At 58.0% G+C, this 19,185-nt stretch carries 16 protein-coding genes, 1 other RNA gene and 1 pseudogene; 12 read left to right on the plus strand and 6 right to left on the minus strand.

The window, feature by feature from the left end:
- The first annotated feature begins 84 nt into the window (after nt 1-84).
- A complete protein-coding gene (gene bamE / locus ACLK1G_RS11835) occupies nt 85-612 on the plus strand; it encodes an outer membrane protein assembly factor BamE domain-containing protein (RefSeq protein ID WP_420765590.1) in 528 nt (175 codons plus the stop codon).
- 62 nt (nt 613-674) lie between these two features.
- On the opposite strand, the gene ACLK1G_RS11840 is transcribed toward bamE, so the two are convergent.
- Genes ACLK1G_RS11840 through ACLK1G_RS11850 form a run of 3 tightly spaced genes read right to left on the minus strand, consistent with a single transcriptional unit; the run spans nt 675 to nt 2,825 of the window.
- Entirely contained in the window at nt 675-974 is a 300-nt protein-coding gene (locus ACLK1G_RS11840) for an RnfH family protein (RefSeq protein WP_420765591.1), read from the minus strand.
- On the minus strand, nt 971-1,414 hold the full coding sequence (locus ACLK1G_RS11845) for a type II toxin-antitoxin system RatA family toxin (RefSeq protein ID WP_420765592.1): 444 nt from the start codon (nt 1,412-1,414) through the stop codon (nt 971-973). Before ACLK1G_RS11845 ends, ACLK1G_RS11840 begins: the two co-directional genes overlap by 4 nt.
- Nucleotides 1,415-1,421: 7 nt before the next feature.
- On the minus strand, nt 1,422-2,825 hold the full coding sequence (locus tag ACLK1G_RS11850; protein WP_420765593.1) for a sodium-dependent transporter: 1,404 nt from the start codon (nt 2,823-2,825) through the stop codon (nt 1,422-1,424).
- Between the two features lie 118 nt (nt 2,826-2,943).
- Here ACLK1G_RS11850 and smpB point away from each other — a divergent pair, with 118 nt between their 5' ends.
- Nucleotides 2,944-3,426 (plus strand): SsrA-binding protein SmpB, encoded by a 483-nt coding sequence (gene smpB / locus ACLK1G_RS11855; protein ID WP_030139770.1) that lies wholly within the window; start codon nt 2,944-2,946, stop codon nt 3,424-3,426.
- A 117-nt stretch (nt 3,427-3,543) separates the two neighbouring features.
- Here smpB and ACLK1G_RS11860 read toward each other — a convergent pair whose 3' ends face one another.
- The gene (locus ACLK1G_RS11860; RefSeq protein ID WP_420765594.1) at nt 3,544-4,311 is read right to left on the minus strand and encodes a GntR family transcriptional regulator; all 768 of its coding nucleotides are present in this window, start codon (nt 4,309-4,311) and stop codon (nt 3,544-3,546) included.
- A gap of 262 nt (nt 4,312-4,573) precedes the next feature.
- Between ACLK1G_RS11860 and ACLK1G_RS11865 the strand changes: the two genes are divergently transcribed.
- The 10 genes from ACLK1G_RS11865 (at nt 4,574) to ACLK1G_RS11910 (ending at nt 16,719) form a co-directional block, all read left to right on the plus strand.
- Nucleotides 4,574-6,268 carry a lactate permease LctP family transporter gene (locus tag ACLK1G_RS11865; protein WP_420765595.1) on the plus strand — a complete coding sequence of 565 codons (1,695 nt, stop codon included), beginning with the start codon at nt 4,574-4,576 and terminating at the stop codon, nt 6,266-6,268.
- 149 nt (nt 6,269-6,417) lie between these two features.
- Nucleotides 6,418-7,242, plus strand: a complete 825-nt coding sequence (locus ACLK1G_RS11870; protein WP_420765596.1) for a (Fe-S)-binding protein — start codon at nt 6,418-6,420, stop codon at nt 7,240-7,242.
- Entirely contained in the window at nt 7,239-8,696 is a 1,458-nt protein-coding gene (locus tag ACLK1G_RS11875) for a LutB/LldF family L-lactate oxidation iron-sulfur protein (protein WP_420765597.1), read from the plus strand. The genes ACLK1G_RS11870 and ACLK1G_RS11875 overlap by 4 nt, the downstream gene beginning before the upstream one ends.
- Nucleotides 8,693-9,364, plus strand: a complete 672-nt coding sequence (locus tag ACLK1G_RS11880) for a LutC/YkgG family protein (RefSeq protein ID WP_420765598.1) — start codon at nt 8,693-8,695, stop codon at nt 9,362-9,364. The genes ACLK1G_RS11875 and ACLK1G_RS11880 overlap by 4 nt, the downstream gene beginning before the upstream one ends.
- Nucleotides 9,361-12,171: an FAD-binding and (Fe-S)-binding domain-containing protein gene (locus ACLK1G_RS11885; RefSeq protein WP_420765599.1), complete on the plus strand. Its 2,811-nt coding sequence runs from the start codon at nt 9,361-9,363 to the stop codon at nt 12,169-12,171. Before ACLK1G_RS11880 ends, ACLK1G_RS11885 begins: the two co-directional genes overlap by 4 nt.
- A 128-nt stretch (nt 12,172-12,299) precedes the next feature.
- Nucleotides 12,300-12,581, plus strand: coding sequence for a hypothetical protein (locus ACLK1G_RS11890; RefSeq protein WP_420765600.1), 282 nt, complete (start codon nt 12,300-12,302; stop codon nt 12,579-12,581).
- Between the two features lie 95 nt (nt 12,582-12,676).
- Nucleotides 12,677-13,070, plus strand: a transfer-messenger RNA (tmRNA) gene (gene ssrA / locus ACLK1G_RS11895).
- 187 nt (nt 13,071-13,257) lie between these two features.
- Complete coding sequence (locus ACLK1G_RS11900; protein WP_420765601.1) at nt 13,258-14,514, plus strand: integrase domain-containing protein; 1,257 nt, start codon at nt 13,258-13,260, stop codon at nt 14,512-14,514.
- Between the two features lie 952 nt (nt 14,515-15,466).
- Entirely contained in the window at nt 15,467-16,447 is a 981-nt protein-coding gene (locus tag ACLK1G_RS11905; protein WP_420765602.1) for an integrase domain-containing protein, read from the plus strand.
- Entirely contained in the window at nt 16,444-16,719 is a 276-nt protein-coding gene (locus ACLK1G_RS11910) for a hypothetical protein (RefSeq protein ID WP_420765603.1), read from the plus strand. Before ACLK1G_RS11905 ends, ACLK1G_RS11910 begins: the two co-directional genes overlap by 4 nt.
- Nucleotides 16,720-16,952: 233 nt before the next feature.
- Here ACLK1G_RS11910 and ACLK1G_RS11915 read toward each other — a convergent pair.
- Both ACLK1G_RS11915 and ACLK1G_RS11920 read right to left on the minus strand, forming a co-directional pair.
- Nucleotides 16,953-17,705, minus strand: a pseudogene (locus ACLK1G_RS11915) (transposase); the annotation flags it as partial.
- Nucleotides 17,706-18,242: 537 nt separating this feature from the next.
- A complete protein-coding gene (locus ACLK1G_RS11920; protein WP_420765604.1) occupies nt 18,243-19,100 on the minus strand; it encodes a hypothetical protein in 858 nt (285 codons plus the stop codon).
- Between the last annotated feature and the right edge of the window lie 85 nt (nt 19,101-19,185).

The raw sequence follows: 19,185 nt of genomic DNA on the forward strand, positions 1-19,185 counted from the left end.
GCGATGCTGCTTCGCAGCTTCTCTTAATGCGGGTATGATCGGTGTTTACGTTGTCCCAGCCAAGATAGTGGAAGTCGCCCACCGATGCAAAACACCAAGCTCTTGCTAACCAGTTTCACCTTCGTGGGACTGCTCGCACTCGCCGGTTGTTCATTCCCCGGGGTTTACAAAATCGACATCCAGCAGGGCAATGTCGTCACGCAGGACATGATAGACCAGTTACGCCCGGGAATGACCCGCCGGCAAGTACGGTTTATCATGGGCAACCCTCTGTTGACCGACACGTTTCATGCCGATCGCTGGGATTACCTGTACAGCTTGCAGCCAGGCGGCGGCGAGCGGCAGCAGGAACGCATCAGCGTTATTTTCAATGCCAATGATCAACTCGTCAGCTTGTCGGGAGATTTCATGCCCGGCGTGAGCCGCGACGAGGCCATCATGGGCAAGGATAGCGGCACCACGGTCACCGACCCGACCCAGAACACCGAACAGCCGAAACCGGAAAAACCGGCCAAGCCAGGTTCGCTGCTGGATCAGATCCAGAAGGACGTGGACAACGTCGAGACCGTACCTGTCCCGACGCCAGAACCTCTGGAAACCTCGCCGCAATAAATCGCGACAATAAAAAACCCGGCATGCCGGGTTTTTTATTGCCTGCAATACAAGCCAGTTTTTTACTCAGTTCGACGAGCCTGGGCTGCCTTGGCCGCCCGCAGGCGACGAATTTCCTTGGGATCAGCCAACAATGGCCGGTAAATCTCAAGCCGGTCGGCTGGCTGCACCAGCTGCCGGTCCGGATCTGCAACCACCCGACCAAAAATCCCGATCGGACTCGTCGTCAGATCCAGCTCCGGAAAATCCGCAGCGATACCCGACGCCATCAGGGCAGCACGAACAGATGTCCCTTCCTGGACGGCGAATCGTCGCAATACCTGACGATCGACACCGGCATACACCACTTCTATCTCAATCAACGCTTGAGCTCGGCATTCTGCTTGGCACGCTGGCAAAAAGCGTCGACCAGGGTGTTAGCCGCCTGATTGAACAACGGGCCTAACGTCGCCCGCACCAGCGGCCCGGCGTAATCGAACGACAGGTCCAGGCTGATCTTGCAGGCTTTCTCACCCAGCGCCTTGAACACCCAGACGCCATGGAGCTGATTGAAAGGCCCTTCCTCAAGGTTCATCTCGATGGACTGGCCCGGCACCAAGGTGTTACGAGTGACAAAGTGCTGGCTCAACCCGCCCTTGGCGACATTCAGGCTCGCGCGCATATGGGTTTCGGAGCTTTCGAGCACCTCGGCGGACGAGCACCAGGGCAGGAATTGCGGGTAACTCGCCACGTCGTTGACCAAGTCGTACAGCGCCTGGGCCGGATAGGGCAGAAGGGCCGAGCGTTGAATATGTGTCGTCATGTAAGCGTCACTTCCACAGCTGGGTGGCAAACACTACAAGAATGCCAATGGGCGCCACATAGCGCATCAAGAACAGACTCAAGGCGAACAATACAGGACTGCGTAGCGACAGCTCATCGCGCACGGCTTCACGCCCCATGATCCACCCTGCAAACACCACGAAACACAAACCGCCCAAGGGCAACATGATCCGCGACGTGAAGAAATCAATCACACCGAAGAAATCCAACCCTCCGGTTGCTCCCCACTGATAGAGGTGGAACAGGTCGCCTTCGTTCACGAAAAACTTTGCCTGCTTCCATATATTGAAGGAAAAAACCGTACCCAGCCCCACGAACCAGCAAGTGAAAGCCAGCCAGAAAGTCACCCAGGCACGACTGAGGCGAGTCCGCTCAACCAGATAAGCCACCATCGGCTCGAGCAAGGAAATGGCCGAACTCCAGGCGGCAATCGCCACCAGGACAAAAAACACCACGCCCATCACTTGGCCGAACGCCATGCTGCCGAAGGCAAATGGCAGGCTGACGAACATCAGCCCCGGCCCCTCGCTAGGGTTCAGGCCGGCAGCGAAGACAATCGGAAACAATGCCACCCCAGCCAACAACGACACAAAGGTGTCCAGCAGCGCAACGCCGACGACTGTCTTGGTGAGAGAGGCGCTCTTGGGCATGTAGGCGCCGTAGATCATGATCGAACCGACCCCCACGCTCAGGGAGAAAAAAGCGTGCCCCATGGCCGGTAACAGTCCATCCATGACTTTTTCCGGCTGGAAATCGAACATGAAATGCACGCCCTCCATGAAGTGCCCCGTGGTCATGCTGTAGCCCAGCAGCACCAGGATCATCACGAACAGCAGCGGCATCATGATTCGCAGGCTGCGCTCAAGCCCCGCGACGACACCACGGGCAATCACGATCGCGGAAAGCACCATGAACAGCGTGTGCCAGAGCGTCAGCCTCCAGGGATCGGCGATCACGCTCCCAAAGTAGGCGCCAACCTGATCGGGCGTTGCGTTCTGGAAGTCGCCGCGCCCCATGTCGATGATGTAGTCCAGCGACCAGCCACCGACCACGCTATAGAACGACAAGATCAGCAGCGCCGTGATCATCCCTGCGAATGCGCCCCAGGACCACTTCGACGAATGCCCCGCCTCCACCGCCAGCACTTTCAGGGCATTGGCCGGACTTTGCCGGGCGCGACGACCGATAAGCGTCTCAGCCAACATTACCGGCGCCCCGATCAGCGCGATGCACGCCAGGAACATCAGCACGAAGGCGCCGCCGCCATAGACACCGACCATGTACGGAAACTTCCAGATACTACCCAGCCCGACGGCCGAACCGGTCGCGGCGAATATGAAGACCCAGCGGCTAGCCCAACTGCCGTGGACAGAAACCTTGTCTGTCGACATCGTGATCACGCCCAAGCGTTCAAAAAAGAGGCCGCATTGTCCGGGATTCATGCAACCTGCTCAAGCACACAGGTTCACCGTAGCCGACACGCACGCAACTGCCTATAATGCCGCCCCTATGGCTAAACAGAAGAAACACCCCACAGGGACCATCGCGCAAAACAAAAAGGCGCGACACGATTACTTCATCGAACAACGTTTCGAGGCTGGCATGGTCCTGGCCGGTTGGGAAGTAAAGAGCTTGCGTGCCGGCAAGGCGCAACTGGTCGACAGTTATGTCTTGCTCAAGGACGGCGAAGCATGGCTGCTGGGCAGTCATATCACGCCGCTGACCACCGCCAGCACCCACGTCATCGCCGACCCTGTGCGCTCGCGCAAGCTGCTGCTCAACAAGCGCGAGCTGGAGAAGCTCTTCGCTTCCGTGCAGCAGAAGGGTTATGCCTGCGTCTGTACATCGCTGTACTGGAGCAAGCACTTGATCAAGTGCGAAATCGCGCTGGGCAAGGGCAAGAAGGAATACGACAAGCGTGATACCGAACGCGAGCGCGATGCCGGTCGCGAATTGCAACGTGCGGTGCGCAACAAGGGCAAGGAAGACTAGGCCCTGGATCTTTGTGGGAGCGAGCTTGCTCGCGATAGCGTCGTCACATCCGCCGTAGATGTGTCAGTTAGACCGCCATCGCGAGCAAGCTCGCTCCCACAAGGTCCGCAGGCTCGATCAGATGCCCTTGCGCCGCTCCGCTCGCGCCACCCGCTGCACTTCCTGACGCACCTCTTCCAAGACTTCCTGCACGTACAAGATGTGTCGGCTGGAAACTTCCCGCGCCAACTCGGCGTGCCCGTCCATGATGGCTTGATAAAGCTCCCGATGCTGGCTGATCAGCATGTCGCGCGTCTCGCTGCGCTGCTTGTACATGCCGCCGATATTGGTCACCACATTGCGCTTGAGCAGGTCGAACAATCCACGGATCGTATGCAGTAAGACAGCGTTATGGCTGGCCTCGGCGATCGCCAGGTGAAAACGCGCATCTGCCGCGCCCTCCTCTGCGCGGCTCACGTCCTCGTGGCGCGAATAACAATCCTGCAACGCTTCAAAGGCTGTCGTCAGCCGCTCCCGATCGACCTCCGTGGCCCGAAGCGCTGCGTAATAAGCGCAGGACGCTTCCAGGGTATGCCGGAACTCAAGGAGGTCGCGCTGCGCTTCGGGGTTGCTTTCCAAGAGGTGCAGCAGCGGATCACTGAACGTCGAGCCCAGCGACTCCACTACATAGTTGCCGCCGCCCTGGCGACTGATCAGCAAGCCTTTGGCCGTCAGTTTCTGGATCGCTTCACGCAACGAAGGACGTGACACGCCGAACTGCTCGGCCAGGGTCCGCTCGGCCGGCAACCGCTCGCCGGATTTCAACGTGCCCTCAAGGATCATGCCTTCAAGCCGCTCGACAATATCGTCAGACAAACGGCGCTGACGAATCTGATCAAACCCCATAACTCGACTCTCCACGGACCCGACAGCTCGCCGGGCTCTCTATTCTCGCCCATCCGAGCCCCTTCCACACCTATCAAAAACCACGGATGCCGACGGGGCGGATGCCATCGGCTGGGTGTTATGCGACGAAAGTTTCCGGGCGACAAATTGACACATGACAACCAAGGCTTTTACCCTAGCCGACAGCGCTTGTAAATTGGTATTACCAATTATCCAAAGCCTGACCAGTGCCTGACCAAAAACAATTAGGGGCTCACCCAATATGCAAACCTGGCAACAGCTTTACAGTCCGCTCGGCAGCCTAGGCCTGTCCGCACTCGCGGCCGTCATTCCCATCGTATTTTTCTTCCTCGCCCTGGCGGTGTTTCGCCTCAAGGGGCACGTGGCCGGCAGCATCACCCTGGCGCTGGCGATCGCGGTCGCGATTTTTGCATTCCATATGCCGGCGGACATGGCGTTCGCGGCGGCGGGTTATGGTTTTGCGTATGGGTTGTGGCCTATCGCCTGGATCATCGTTGCCGCGGTATTTCTCTACAAGCTGACCGTCAAGAGCGGCCAGTTCGAAGTGATCCGCAGCTCGGTGCTGTCGATCACCGACGACCAGCGCCTTCAGGTGCTGCTGATCGGCTTCTGCTTTGGCGCCTTCCTGGAAGGTGCCGCCGGCTTCGGCGCGCCCGTCGCGATTACCGCCGCATTGCTGGTGGGCCTGGGCTTCAACCCGCTCTATGCCGCGGGCCTGTGCCTGATCGCCAATACCGCCCCGGTGGCATTCGGCGCGCTGGGCATCCCGATAATCGTGGCAGGCCAAGTCACCGGCATCGATGCGTTCAAGATCGGCGCCATGACCGGCCGACAGCTGCCATTGCTGTCGCTGTTCGTGCCGTTCTGGCTGGTATTCATGATGGATGGCCTGCGCGGCGTGCGAGAAACCTGGCCGGCGGCACTGGTGGCGGGCTTGAGTTTCGCCATCACTCAGTACCTCACCTCGAACTTCATCGGCCCGGAACTGCCAGACATCACCTCGGCCCTGGCCAGCCTGGTCTCGCTGACGTTGTTCCTGAAAATCTGGCAGCCCAAGCGCACCGCAGGCGCCCAGATCGCCGGCGCAACGTCCAGCGCAGCCATCACCGCCAGCGCCGGTGGTTTCGGCCAGCCTCGCAGCACCGTGGTGTCGCCCTACAGCCTGGGAGAAATCATCAAGGCGTGGTCGCCTTTTCTGATCCTCACCGTGCTGGTGACGATCTGGACGCTGAAGCCATTCAAAGCAATGTTCGCCCCTGGCGGCTCGATGTACGGTTGGGTGTTCAACTTCGCGATCCCGCACCTGGACCAGTTGGTGATCAAGTCCGCGCCAATCGTGGTCAACCCGACCGCCATCCCGGCGGTGTTCAAGCTCGATCCGATTTCGGCGACCGGCACAGCGATTTTCTTCTCCGCATTGATCTCGATGCTGGTGTTGAAAATCGATTTCAGAACTGGTCTTACCACTTTTAAAGAGACGCTTATTGAGTTGCGCTGGCCGATCCTGTCCATCGGCATGGTGCTGGCCTTCGCCTTCGTCACCAATTTCTCGGGGATGTCGTCGACCATGGCCTTGGTATTGGCTGGCACTGGCGCAGCGTTCCCGTTCTTCTCGCCGTTCCTCGGTTGGCTGGGCGTGTTCCTGACCGGCTCCGATACCTCGTCCAACGCGCTGTTCGGTTCGCTGCAAGCGACCACCGCGCACCAGATCGGCGTCAATGACACCTTGCTGGTGGCGGCCAATACCAGCGGCGGCGTGACCGGCAAGATGATTTCGCCACAATCGATCGCCGTGGCGTGTGCAGCGACCGGGCTGGTTGGCAAAGAATCCGATCTGTTCCGTTTCACCCTGAAACACAGCCTATTCTTTGCAACGATCGTTGGCCTGATCACGCTGGCCCAGGCCTACTGGTTCACCGGCATGCTGGTTCACTGAGTACTACACGAAGCACTGAAAAAACCGACGCCGAACCGTAATCGTCGTCCGCTATTCACAACCGGGTCTGCAAGGCTGCTGAAAGATTTCCCCTCTATATTCAGCAGCCTCAGCAGACGGATAACCGGGACCACCCGGAGACACGCCTGATGAGCGAGCTTTTTTATAACGCCGTGCCGAACGCGACCCGTGTCGCCCCGCCATTGCCCGAGCCCCGGCAGTACCCCAGCGAGAAACCTGCTCGGGTCTACCTCTTCGGGACATGCGTGGTCGACCTGTTCTACCCCGAAGCCGGGATGGATGCGATTCATCTCCTTGAGCGCGAAGGAATCCGGGTGGACTACCCACAGGGCCAGACCTGTTGTGGGCAACCGGCCTACACGTCGGGTTACACCGAACAGGCGCGGACAGTGGCGCGGGCGCAATTGGCGTTATTCGCCGAGGATTACCCGGTGGTCGTGCCGTCGGGCTCATGTGCCGGCATGCTGCGCGAGCATTATGCCGACCTGTTCAAGGACGAGCCGCAAATGCTCAAGCAGGTCCAGGCGCTGGCCGCCAGGACCTATGAATTGGCGGAGTTCCTGCTGTTCGTTTGCAAGGTGCAATTGAACGACAGTGGCACGCCAGTGAAGGTCGCGCTGCATACGTCTTGCTCGGCACGACGGGAAATGAACACCCACCTGCACGGCCGTGCGTTGTTGGCCCAGCTGCGCAATGTGGAGCGTGTCGACCACAGCCATGAGAGTGAATGCTGTGGTTTTGGTGGGACGTTCAGCGTTCGCATGCCGGATATTTCCGGCGCGATGGTGGCCGACAAGACCCGAGCGCTGAAGGAATCCGGCGCGCACCAGGTCGTCAGCGCCGACTGCGGGTGCTTGATGAACATCAACGGCGCCTTGGAAAAACAGCAGGAAGCGTTGCGCGGCCAACACTTGGCAAGCTTCCTCTGGCAGCGAACCGGAGGTGCCGCATGAGCACGCCGACGCTGATTCCGACCGTTGAGGTGCAGGAAGATTTTCGCGCCCGCGCCCACAAGGCGCTGGACGACACGCAACTGCGAAACAACTTTCGCAGCGCAATGGATTCACTGATGACAAAACGGGCAACGTCTTTCAGCGATGCCCACGAAAGAGAACATCTGCGAGTGCTCGGCAACGCTGTCCGGGCCCGCGCGTTATCCAAGCTGCCCGACCTGCTCGAGCAACTTGAAAGCAACCTGACCCGCAACGGTGTGAAAGTGCACTGGGCGGAAACGGTGGACGAAGCCAACGGCATCGTTCTTTCGATCATCCGCGCTCACGAGGCGCGGCAAGTGATCAAGGGCAAATCGATGGTCAGCGAAGAGATGGAGATGAACCATTTCCTCGAGGCTCGGGACATTGAGTGTCTCGAATCCGACATGGGGGAATACATCGTCCAGCTCGACCACGAGAAGCCTTCCCACATCATTATGCCGGCGATCCACAAGAATGCCGGTCAGGTCGCGTCCTTGTTCCACGACAAACTTGGCGTGGAATACACCAAGGACGTTGACCAACTCATTCAGATCGGTCGCAAGGTCTTGCGGCAGAAATTTTTCGAAGCCGACATCGGCGTTTCGGGCGTCAACTTTGCCGTCGCCGAAACCGGCACGCTGCTGCTGGTGGAAAACGAAGGCAACGGGCGGATGTCCACTACGGTGCCGCCGGTGCACATTGCCGTGACCGGCATCGAAAAAGTCGTGGAAAACCTGCGGGACGTCGTTCCGCTGCTTTCGCTGCTGACCCGCTCGGCCCTGGGCCAGCCGATCACCACCTACGTCAACATGATCTCCGGGCCACGCAAGGCCGATGAGTTGGACGGGCCTCAGGAAGTCCACCTGGTCCTGCTGGATAACGGTCGCAGCCAGGCGTTTGCCGACAGCGAACTGCGCCAGACCCTGAATTGCATCCGCTGCGGCGCCTGTATGAATCATTGCCCGGTCTACACCCGAATTGGCGGGCATGCCTACGGTGAGGTCTACCCGGGGCCTATCGGAAAAATCATCACGCCGCACATGGTCGGCTTGGCGAAGGTGCCGGATCACCCAAGCGCCTCCTCGTTGTGCGGCGCCTGTGGCGAAGTGTGTCCGGTGAAGATTCCGATCCCGGCCCTGTTGCGGCGGCTGCGAGAGGAAAACGTCAAGGCACCGGATAGCCCTAACCCGGTGATGCGCGGCCAGGGCAGCAAATACTCGGCGAAGGAACGGTTCATCTGGAATGCCTGGGCCCGGCTCAACAGCTCGCCACGGCTGTACCGGATGTTCGCGTTCTTCGCCACGCGCCTGCGCGCCCTGACACCGCAGAACGTCGGGCCTTGGACCCAGAACCACAGCGCCCCGGAACCCGCCGCCCGCTCGCTGCATGACCTGGCCCGCGACCACCTGAACCCGCAGGGAGACCGCCGATGAGCGCCAAGGAAAATATCCTCGCCAAACTGCGTAAAAGCCTCACAGGCACAACTCCGGTTGCCGACAACTATGACGTCGAATTGGTGACGCAGACCTACCGCTACGCACCCGAAGAACGCATCCCGCAATTGCGCAAGCTGATGGAGGCGGTACACACCGAGATCCACCTGACCTCCGGTGAGAACTGGCCGGCGCTGCTGGCGCAACTGCTGCGGGACCGCCAACTGCCGAGCCTGCTGATCGCCCCGACGACGCCTCACGGGCAAAAAATCGCACAGTTCTGGGCGAACAATCCGGACCTGCCTGCTCTCAAGTCCTACGATCGGCCTGTGGAAGAATGGAAAGCCGAACTGTTCAACGAAACCCCCGCCAGCCTGACCGGCACCCTGGGCGCCATCGCCGCGACCGGCAGCCTGATTTTGTGGCCGACGCGGGAAGAACCGCGACTGATGAGCCTCGTCCCACCAGTGCATTTCGCCTTGCTCAAGGCCAGCGAGATCCGCGACAACTTCTATGAAGTGCAACAGGAATTCGAGTGGGCCCAGGGCATGCCCACCAACGCCCTGCTGGTATCGGGTCCGTCGAAAACCGCCGACATCGAGCAAGTCCTGGCCTATGGCGCCCATGGCCCGAAGGATCTGGTGGTGCTGATTCTGGAGGACCAATGACACTTCCGGCCCCTTTCCTGCGCGATGTCCTACAGTTGATCCCGCAGCAGCGACGTTTCGACGACCCGCTGTCGACCTTGGCGTTCGGCACCGACGCCAGTTTCTATCGGCTGGTTCCGAAACTGGTGGTACGCGTCGAGTCCGAAGACGAGGTGATTGCCCTGCTGAAACTGGCCCAGCGTGATCGCGTTCCCGTCACGTTCCGCGCGGCCGGCACCAGCCTGTCCGGCCAGGCCATCAGCGACTCGGTGCTGATTGTGTTGGGGGATAACTGGAACGGTCGCGAGATTCGCCAGCAGGGCACGCAGATTCGTTTGCAATCCGGCGTGATCGGCGCCCAGGCCAACGCCTGGCTCGCCCCGTTCGGACGCAAGATCGGCCCGGACCCAGCGTCGATCAACGCCTGCAAGATCGGCGGCATCGTCGCCAACAACGCCAGCGGCATGTGCTGCGGCACCGCACAGAATACCTATCACACCCTGGCCGGCATCCGCCTGGTCCTGGCCGACGGCACGCGCCTGGACACCGAAGACGCCGCCAGCGTGGCGGCCTTCCGGACGAGCCACGGTGAACTGTTGGAACGACTGGCGACCCTCGGCCGCGAGACCCGCGCCAACACGGAACTGGCCGCCCGAATTCGCTACAAATACCGTCTGAAAAATACCACCGGCCTGTCGCTCAACGCCTTGGTGGATTTCGACGAGCCTGTGGATATCTTGAGCCACCTGCTGGTGGGCTCCGAAGGCACCCTCGGCTTCATCAGCGCGGTGACCTACAACACCGTCATCGATCACCCGAACAAAGCGTCAGCGCTGATCGTATTCCCGGACGTGGAAACCTGCTGCAACGCCGTCACCGTGTTGAAAAGCCAGCCGGTTTCCGCCGTCGAGCTGCTGGACCGCCGCAGCCTGCGCTCGGTACAGGACAAACCCGGCATGCCGGATTTTGTACAGCATTTGTCGAACAATGCCTGCGCCCTGCTGATCGAATCCCGCGCGGCTTCGTCATCGCTGCTGCAAGAACAGCTAACACGGATCATGGCCTCATTGGCCGGCTTCCCGGTGGAAAGGCAGGTCGACTTCACCGAAGACCCAAGGGAAAACGCTCGCCTCTGGGCGATCCGCAAGGACACCTTCCCCGCCGTGGGCGCGGTTCGCAAGACCGGGACCACCGTGATCATCGAAGACGTGACCTTCCCGGTCGAACAACTGGCTATCGGCGTGAATCGCCTGATCGCGCTGTTCGACAAACATCACTACGACGAAGCGATCCTTTTCGGACACGCGCTGGAGGGCAATCTGCACTTCGTCTTCACCCAGGGCTTCAACAATACCGAAGAAGTCGCACGGTACCAGGCGTTCATGGATGACGTGGCGCACCTGGTGGCGGTGGAGTTTGGCGGCTCACTGAAAGCCGAGCACGGCACCGGCCGCAACATGGCGCCGTTCGTCGAGCTGGAATGGGGCAGCGACGCCTATCAACTGATGTGGCAACTCAAACGCCTGCTCGACCCCAACGGCATTCTCAACCCGGATGTGGTGCTCAGCGAAGACCCACAGATTCATCTCAAGCACCTCAAACCCTTGCCAGCCGCCGATGAGATTGTGGACAAGTGCATCGAATGCGGCTTCTGCGAGCCGGTGTGTCCGTCCAAGGACCTGACCCTGAGCCCGCGCCAGCGCATCGTGATCTGGCGGGACATCCAGGCGAAAAAACGCGATGGCATGGACACTTCGCAGCTCGAAGCGGCCTATCAATACCAGGGCATCGACACCTGCGCCGCCACCGGGCTGTGCGCCCAACGCTGCCCTGTAGGCATCAATACCGGCGAACTGGTTAAAAAGCTCCGCGGACGCGACGCGACGCGTACGAAAACCGCCGACTGGCTTGCGAGTAATTTCACAACCGCATTGCAAGGGGCGCGCTTTACCCTGCATGTTGCCAATGGTGCGCGGATGCTCTTGGGGGCGCCGACGCTGGCGCGTTTGTCCGCAGGACTGACACGCTTGTCCAAAGGCCAGGTCCCACAGTGGACCCATGCCATGCCGCAGCCGGAAAGGGCCATTCGATTCAGTCCCGCCGTGTCGGACGAACGACCCAGAGTGGTTTATCTGGCGGCCTGCGTGTCGCGAGTCATGGGACCTGCGGCAGGGGACAAGGAACAAATGTCGCTGCATGACAAGACTCGTGGCCTGTTGGAAAAGGCCGGCTATCAAGTTGTCATCCCGGACACTGTGGACAGCCTTTGCTGCGGCCAGCCCTTTGCGTCCAAAGGTTACGCCGACCAAGCCGAGCAGAAACGCCAGGAACTGATCGGCGCGTTGCTGCAGGCCAGCCGGGGCGGGCTCGACCCGATCTACTGCGACACCAGCCCATGCACCCTGCGCCTGGTCCAGGACTTGAGTGACGTACGCCTGGATCTCTACGACCCGGTGCGCTTCATTCGCACGCACTTGATGGATCGCCTCGACTTCATGCCACAGGAGGCGCCTATCGCAGTGCATGTCACCTGTAGCACCCAACACCTCGGTGAAAGCCAGGCGTTGATTGACTTGGCGCGCAGGTGCAGCAAAAACGTGGTCATACCTGAAGGCATCCATTGCTGCGGTTTTGCCGGTGACAAAGGTTTCACCACGCCGGAACTGAACACCCACTCATTACGCACCTTGAAGGACGCGGTACAGCATTGCAGCGAGGGAATTTCCACCAGCCGGACCTGTGAGATCGGTCTGACGCAGCATGGCGCAATCGACTACCACGGCCTGGTCTACCTGGTTGATCGAGTGACCCGTGCCAGGGTGACGTGAAGAAAAATAGAACCCTTGAGCGAGACGGTAGTCCACAGAACAAGCCCCGAAGATCGGGGCTTTCCCTCCATTCGGTTATCCGTCCTGACGGCCAGCGAAGTCTGGATCCTCAGTTCAAGGAGATAGATATGAAGCGTTCTGCACTGTTAGGTCTGTTCGTTACCGCCTCAATGTTGGCAACCGGTTCGTTCGCAGCAAGTAAGCCGGACAGCCAGTGTGACACCAATATCCAAACCATCGAGAACGCCAAGACGCAGTATCAGTCTTCACCCGACTTACAGGGCCGTGTGGAAACCAGCGTGGCGAAGGCAAAGGCGCTCAAGGCTGAAGGGAAAGTTGACGATTGTGTCGCCGAAACCGATCGGACCATCCTGGAAATCAGAAAAACCTCTGACGGCACCAACAAGTGATCGATGAGCAGGCCAACCTTCGGGTTGGCCTGCTCGCTCGATTGGCGTACACTACGCAGGCCTGTCGCTCCAGAGATTCACGGAGTGCCAGGTTCGGGGCCGTTTAGGATTCGACGCCGGTTGCGAAACTTTAGGTGCATGCCGAGTTGGTAACAGAACTCGTAAATCCACTGTTGCAACTTCCTATAGTTGCCAATGACGAAACCTACGGGGAATACGCTCTCGCTGCGTAAGCAGCCTTAGCCCTTCCCTTCTGGTACCTTCGGGTCCAGCAATCACCAGGGGATGTCCGTAAACCCAAAGTGATTGTCATATAGAACGGAATCGCCGTGCAGTACGTTGTGGACGAAGCGGCTAAAACTTACACAACTCGCCCAAAGCACCCTGCCCGTCGGGTCGCTGCGGGTTAACTCAATAGACACGGCTAAGCATGTAGTACCGACAGCGGAGTACTGGCGGACGGGGGTTCAAATCCCCCCGGCTCCACCACTTCATCATCTAAAGACGTCCACGGACGTCTTTTTTTGTGCCTGAGATCCAGTAAATACGCGGCCTCCAGCGCTTTTTCGGTCTTTCGAGAGTTTTTGAGTTCCAGCCATTCGGGTATTCCAGACGGTATTCCAGTTCATCCGGTGCTAATCTTTGGAATACCGAATCAGTGCCTGAGGACAATCTCATGCCTGCTCAAAACCTTCGCCTCTCCGATCGACAGCTCAAGGGAGTCAAACCCGCGTCCAAGGATTACGTCCTCACTGACGGTGACGGTTTGCAGCTCCGGGTACGCAGCAACGGCTCGTTGCTGTGGAATTTCAACTACCGCGAACCGGTGACCAAAAAGCGCATCAACATCGGCTTCGGGACCTACCCCGAACTGTCACTGGCGAACGCACGAAAGAAGGCAGTCGAGGCCCGCGAGCTGCTCGCCCAGGGCATCGATCCTAAGGTGCAGCGCAATTCGCTGAATGAAGCCAAACGCGCAGAAACGGAACACACCTTCGAGAACGTGGCCACCGCGTGGTTCGAGCTCAAGAAAGACTCGGTCACCCCGGCCTACGCCGACGACATCTGGCGGTCGCTCACACTGCACGTGTTCCCCGATTTGAAGACGACACCACTAGCGAAGATCACCGCGCCGATGGTGATCGCTTTGCTTCGTCCAATCGAAGCGAAAGGCAGCCTGGAGACGGTCAAACGTCTTAGCCAGCGGCTAAACGAGATCATGACCTACGGCGTCAACTCCGGCCTGATCTTCGCCAACCCGCTCACCGGCATCAGGGCGGTATTCAAGAAGCCCAAGAAAGAGAACATGGCTGCGCTTCCGCCCGAAGAGCTCCCCGAGCTCATGCTGGAGATCGCGAACGCCAGCATCAAACGCACCACCCGCTGCCTGATCGAATGGCAGTTGCACACGATGACTCGCCCCGCCGAGGCTGCGACCACCCGCTGGGCAGACATCGACTTTGAAAGGCGTGTCTGGACTATCCCACCGGAGCGGATGAAGAAGCGCCGCCCACACAGCATTCCGTTGAGTGATCACGCGGTCGCGCTGTTGGAGTCACTGAGGACTCACAGCGGCCATCGAGAATACGTCTTCCCGGCCGACAGAAATCCACGTACCCACGCCAATAGCCAAACCGCCAACATGGCGTTGAAACGCATGGGCTTCCAAGATCGCTTGGTCAGCCACGGCATGCGCTCGATGGCCAGTACCATCTTGAATGAACATGGGTGGGACCCGGAACTCATTGAGGTCGCCCTGGCGCACGTCGACAAGGATGAGGTGCGCAGCGCCTACAACCGAGCTGACTACATTGAGCGCCGGCGTCCGATGATGGCCTGGTGGAGTGGGTACATCCAGAAAGCCGCCACCGGTAGCCTGCTCGCCTCAGCATACGGCCAAGTCAGGGATAAGAACGTAGTACCGATCCGCTAGCGCCGTACAGCCACAATAACGACAGCAACAACTGAGCGCTCGGGATTCTGGGCAAGCAACCTCGCTTATCTGCTTCTAAGCGCGGGTCCATCCAAACAGGGCTGCAAAGCCGCCCTGTTTGGATGGACCTTACTTTGAAGAGCTAAAAGCCACGACGTTGTCCGGGATTTACCACGAAATTCCACCGATGGATAACCGCTTTTCACGTCCCCAAGAGTGCTGAATTTCGGCCCTTGACCGGTTTTATCCACAGGCGTAGAACTGGCCGTGCAAGCGCTGTCGATGACAGCACCCCAGGTGACCCGAACCTTAAAGGTCACGCCGCTCCCGCGGTGGTTCTCCCCAAGGGCGATTCGCATCCGGCAGCTCGCCCGGTCACCTCCCCGGTGATGGATGCCAACTACATATCATGGCCCTCGTGCGCCAGACGACACTTCCTATTGCGCTGCCCTGCAGCAACCTATCCGCTTGGCCGAATATTGCGCCAACCTGTGCCCGTCTCTTTCTCCTGGAAAGAGACGGGCGCTTCTAACACTGCTGCAGCTCTGATCGCACAGGGCTTTGCGGCAATTCCCCTCGTGACAATCGGCGTGACAAACGCCGATGTCACCAGCAACAGCCATGTAGATGATGGTGCCGCAGACCAGGGAATGGACTGCACCTGACTGACAGTCAGGCATGCCCCGGTCATCGCATTGCTGCGTTCACCCGGCTCAGGATCTTCAGGCGCTGGTCTCGTCAGCCAGTGCTGCCTCCACCCGCCCACCGGTAACGGTGTTTAGGAGGCCAGATCATGAGATGCCCTTGCTCCCGGACGTAAGGAGCCGCCAGTCCCGCGTAGAGGACATTCCCCACAGGTCGCAGGGGCCTTGATCCCTGATAACACTCAGCATTCTTGGCGGGATGACGTGGGGAAAGTTTTAAACGTTTTGGCTTCGAGAGGCGTTCGATCATGGCACTGGTGGGAAGGCGAGATGGACGTAATTTTGGCTACGGTCGGCAGTTGAGCTATGCCGGGCCACAGGCATTGAAAGATCTGTTTGGCGGTGGGCATTACGGGACCGTCAAAGCACACAGTGATCGCTGGCAGGCATTCGTGAAGTGGTGTCGCTCGGAGGATGGGCCGGGGTTTAACGATGCCCGGCTGATTGATCGGCAGACCTTGCTGGACTACGCCGGGCATCTGCGCCTCCAAGTTGACCAAGGTGAACTCGCCATCGCCACCGCGCAAAATCGGTTGTCCAGCGTGAACCGAACCATGGCCGCGCTTCGCGGTGATCAGTATGTGAAAGTGCCAAGCCCGAGCAAGGCGCTGGGAATGCGGCGCACCAGTGTTCGTTGCTCGGTTTCGCAAGGCCAAGACCGCGAACAGGTAAAACGGATCGTCGACGTGCTTTGCGAACATCAGCAGCCGCGCGCCGCAGCCATCGTGCAGTTAGCGCGAACCACCGGCATGCGCATGCGCGAGGCCATTTTGGCCGACCTGTCCCGATTGCAACGTGAAGCAGAGCAACTTGGCAGAATCAACATCCAGGATGGCACCAAAGGTGGCCGCTCAGGTGCATCGGCACCTCGATGGATTACGGTAGATGATCATGTTCGTGGCGCACTTAGGTTTGCCGAACAGGCCTCGCCCCACGGTAGCCGCAACCTGCTTGCTCCGAACGAAAGCTACCAGGACTTTCTGCGGGACACCGTCCGCCCCGCACGGGACATCATCCATAAGCACGACCTCAAAGGCTTCCACGAATTGCGGGCAGCCTATGCGTGCGAACGCTATGAGCAAATCACCCACCATCCCGCCCCCATCAACGATGGCCATTGCTATCAACTCGACCGACGTCTTGATCAGAAAGCCCGAGTACAAATCAGCTATGAGCTGGGGCATAACCGTATAGTCGTGGTGGCCGCTTACATTGGTGGTCGCGCATGATCACGGTATTCGATATGGAGCTGCTCCTGGCCGGCGTCCTGAATGGGTCGCATACCACGCGCCAACGCCACCTGCGTCAGGCGAAGGCAATCCAATCAGCGATCGCTGAACGGTGGCAACGCGACAATCCATGGACTTGGCAGAGAAAACACCTTGCGTGGTTTTTGAATCACCACCTAAACCAGCACACTCAATCGACGCGCTATTACTATTTGCTGACCATACAATTACTCACTCATCGCTTAGGAAAATCCTGGCAGTTCATCCTCTAAACGAAGGTCAAAAAACGGCCGATTCTGTTGGAAAAGTCGAATTTTCAGGAAGCGTGGCACTGAGCTTGGCCTTATCAGAGAACCTATTCACCACTGTTAAGCGGCTTTTCGGTCCTTCGTTAACCGTTGCTGCTTTGTCAGTGGGTTGATTTAAGGGTTTTTGCTTGAAACAGGCGTACCTATCCTGTGGCGGGTGGCCCTTGAGATGTAAGTTTGGCCAGTCGACGCAGGTTCTATACTGCTGCCGCCAGCGTGAATTCATCGGTCGCGCCACTCATGCCACGTAGTCGCAAGCGATCCAGTTTCAAGATGCGCTTGAGGTGGGCGAACAACATTTCGACTTTCTTGCGTTCGTGACGAGAGCGCACGTACTCCGGCGTCCCCGCGATGCGGCGAGCCACATCACGAGCCGCTTCATGAACGCTGCGGACGATCTTACGAAACGGAGCGTTCGGGCAGCACTGCGCCTTCATCGGATATTTCGCGCAGTCGGTTTGCGTGGATCGGAAGTTGATGGTGTTGGCTTTCGTGACGTGTGAGCGCTGGTTCTTGAAAGCACGCCATTCGCTACGTAATGCGTTACCAGCAGGACAGCGATATTCCTCAGCGTCTTTGTTCCAGCGGAAGTCTCTGCTCGAAAAACTGTCGTCCTTGCGCTCTGTTTTGTTCCACACCGGCACATGCGGCTCGATGTCTTTTTCCTCCACAATCCAGGCCAGCATCGGCGCGGTACCGTAAGCCGTGTCATCGATGAGGCGATCGGCTTAATGTCGAACTGTTCTTCGACCCGATCAATCATCGTTTTGGTGCTGTCGACCTAAGCCGTTCGATGTGCAGGTGTTGGCTCCACCGCTCAATCGGCAGAACCAGCGATACGCCAGGTTCAAATGGGCCTTTTCGCACAACCGCCGCACGGAGCGAATGCCATAGCAATAGCCGACGACCAGCATGCGGATCATCAATTCAGGATCAATCGACGGACGCCCAAAGCGGATGAGCTTAGGCTACTGCTGGCAGGGCAGTGCCCGAAGCGAATCGTTAGAGCGAACCACACCTAACCTTACCGTGCTGGATAGATGTGAAAGCGGTAAGGCCCTGTACGTTCCACGACCACCCTTGAGCCAGTCGAAAGTGAATGTGCCTTGAAGAACTTACCGACCCAAGTCCTCTTTCTAAAAATCTTCTTATCACCAGCCACATCCGTGGATACTGGCTCCCCTAACCCGAAATGCACCTCAAGTGTAGCTGGGGCTGCGTCATCTTCGTTGCCACCTCCTACAGCGTCTCTGGGTATCAGATCCCAGGCTTCGGTCAGGTACAAGTGATTGTTATTTATATTGCCCTGGGTAAGCGTGATCATCCGATAATTCATTTAAACTGCCTCTCTCTTCGTGCGACAAAAGCAATTAGACAAAACTGACATGAGCTGCACATAAATTTTTTGTATTTTCCGCACTGATATTACTACGCCCCCAGCGCGGCAATAAGATTTATTTATGGTCTAGGCATTAGCAATAACTCATCTATACCACTTTGGTTTTGTTTCGTATTCGTGGCTCTCGGGATGCCAAGTTTTCCAGCACGAATGTTGCCAAGTCGTACCATTCATTTACGAAATCACAAAGTATTTCAACTCCGTAACTTTCGATGCTGCCATCCTCATGTTGAACGGAGTGTTCCCTAATGAATAAATTTTTATCTTTCAAAAAATTCCAGCTTCCTTTTGAGTCCTTGTAGTGTACTAATGCGTCTCGTGGTGCGACGGCTAGGTGAATCCATTTTTCATAAGCTATTTCTATATGCTCAAGCAAAACATCAGGACCCTTTCGGTTTTTTACAACAGACATGAATCCCGAAGCGTCGCAATTTTTTTTCCATCTGCCCCAAATAGTATGACTGGCTATTCCCGGGTAGTAAAAATGCAAAACTCTAACCAGCTTATCCAGTGCAGACTTTATGGAGATAAGTATAGATGTCGCGTACGTGGCACCAAGAGTGCTCTGTAAATGCAGAGAAGGACTGCGACTTGATTCTGGAGTCGGTGGTGTATTGATTTCGAGCTCATCTACCCCCATCTCGATCATCCAGTTAAGATAGTGATTCAAATGCAAAGCCGGCGAGAAAAATGACGCCCCTGTTGCGTCAATTTCTTCATTGAGTTTTTTATATGTCTCATACCGTTCATCCGAATCAGAGCTTTTCGGATTTAACTGCGAGGCCATCCGCTCAACCACCATCTCCATCATAGAAGATAGTGAGTGGCCTTGTTTGCACCAAGGGGCAGACTCCCCTATACCAATCGCTAAAGCCAAGTGCAGTTGAATAACGGACTCAAGATCAAATCGAGATGACGCTAGTTTTTCAATGTAGGCGGATTTCATGGGATAGTATCTTAATAATCCAAGTATGCGTTCAATTTTAGCGCGACTCCAATTGTACCTCGTTACTGCTGGATTGAGCTGTGCG

Origin of the sequence: Pseudomonas algeriensis, assembly GCF_048847255.1 — a bacterium.
Classification (GTDB): domain Bacteria; phylum Pseudomonadota; class Gammaproteobacteria; order Pseudomonadales; family Pseudomonadaceae; genus Aquipseudomonas.